The 1,827-nt window shown below is 58.5% G+C and carries 1 rRNA gene; it reads right to left on the minus strand.

The window, feature by feature from the left end:
* Positions 1-191: 191 nt before the first annotated feature.
* Positions 192-1,724, minus strand: a 16S ribosomal RNA gene (locus ACYVHU_RS26590).
* Positions 1,725-1,827 lie beyond the last annotated feature (103 nt).

Raw genomic sequence — 1,827 nt, forward strand, 5'->3', positions numbered from 1 at the left:
CGCGGAAAACAACCAGCCAGCCACAGCCAGCCCGAGTTGCTTTCTCAGACACCCAACAGCGCGCCCCCCAGCCTCTTCCACAACCAGGAGGAACGTCCAACCCTCTTCAAACCATCTCACGGACAACCGTGAGTCCACTGACGAGTCCGCCGACCAATCGGAAAAACAGCCGGCAATTCAAGACTCCTTAGAAAGGAGGTGATCCAGCCGCACCTTCCGGTACGGCTACCTTGTTACGACTTCGTCCCAATCGCCAGCCCCACCTTCACTCACTCCCTCCCCGAAGGGTTAGGCCACAAGTTTCGGGTGTTGCCGACTTTCGTGACGTGACGGGCGGTGTGTACAAGGCCCGGGAACGTATTCACCGCGGCGTTGCTGATCCGCGATTACTAGCGACTCCACCTTCATGGGGTCGAGTTGCAGACCCCAATCCGAACTGAGACCGGCTTTTAGGGATTCGCTCCACCTCACGGCATCGCACGCCCTCTGTACCGGCCATTGTAGCATGTTTGCAGCCCAAGACATAAGGGGCATGATGACTTGACGTCATCCCCACCTTCCTCCGAGTTGACCCCGGCAGTCTCCCATGAGTCCCCACCACTACGTGCTGGCAACATGGAACAAGGGTTGCGCTCGTTGCGGGACTTAACCCAACATCTCACGACACGAGCTGACGACAGCCATGCACCACCTGTCACCCGCCAACTAAATGACCCGCCATCTCTGACGGTCCACGGGTGATGTCAAACCTTGGTAAGGTTCTTCGCGTTGCGTCGAATTAAGCAACATGCTCCGCCGCTTGTGCGGGCCCCCGTCAATTCCTTTGAGTTTTAGCCTTGCGGCCGTACTCCCCAGGCGGGGCGCTTAATGCGTTAGCTACGGCACGGAACCCGTGGAAAGGCCCCACACCTAGCGCCCAACGTTTACGGCGTGGACTACCAGGGTATCTAATCCTGTTCGCTCCCCACGCTTTCGCTCCTCAGCGTCAGGTAAGGCCCAGAGACCCGCCTTCGCCACCGGTGTTCCTCCTGATATCTGCGCATTTCACCGCTACACCAGGAATTCCAGTCTCCCCTACCTACCTCAAGCCTGCCCGTATCCACTGCACACCCGGAGTTAAGCCCCGGGCTTTCACAGCAGACGCGACAAGCCGCCTACGAGCTCTTTACGCCCAATAATTCCGGACAACGCTCGGACCCTACGTATTACCGCGGCTGCTGGCACGTAGTTAGCCGGTCCTTATTCCCCACCTACCGTCAACCAGAAGAAAACTTCTGGCCTGCGTGAGTGGTAAAAGAGGTTTACAACCCGAAGGCCGTCATCCCCCACGCGGCGTCGCTGCGTCAGGCTTTCGCCCATTGCGCAATATTCCCCACTGCTGCCTCCCGCAGGAGTCTGGGCCGTGTCTCAGTCCCAGTGTGGCCGGTCGCCCTCTCAGGCCGGCTACCCGTCATCGCCTTGGTAGGCCATCACCCCACCAACAAGCTGATAGGCCGCGAGTCCATCCCTGACCGAAAAAACTTTCCACACCCTCCCATGCGAGAGAATGTCATATCCGGTATTAGACCGGGTTTCCCCGGCTTATCCCAGAGTCAGGGGCAGGTTACTCACGTGTTACTCACCCGTTCGCCGCTCGTGTACCCCGAAGGGCCTTACCGCTCGACTTGCATGTGTTAAGCACGCCGCCAGCGTTCGTCCTGAGCCAGGATCAAACTCTCCATCAAGGTCTAACCACCGGCAACACACGGTCACCGGCAAACCTGGAAGAGGTGAACCCTGACCACTCCAACAATCATGGAGTAATCAAAGGAACCCTACCCACCACCA

It is taken from the genome of Marinactinospora endophytica (assembly GCF_054780875.1).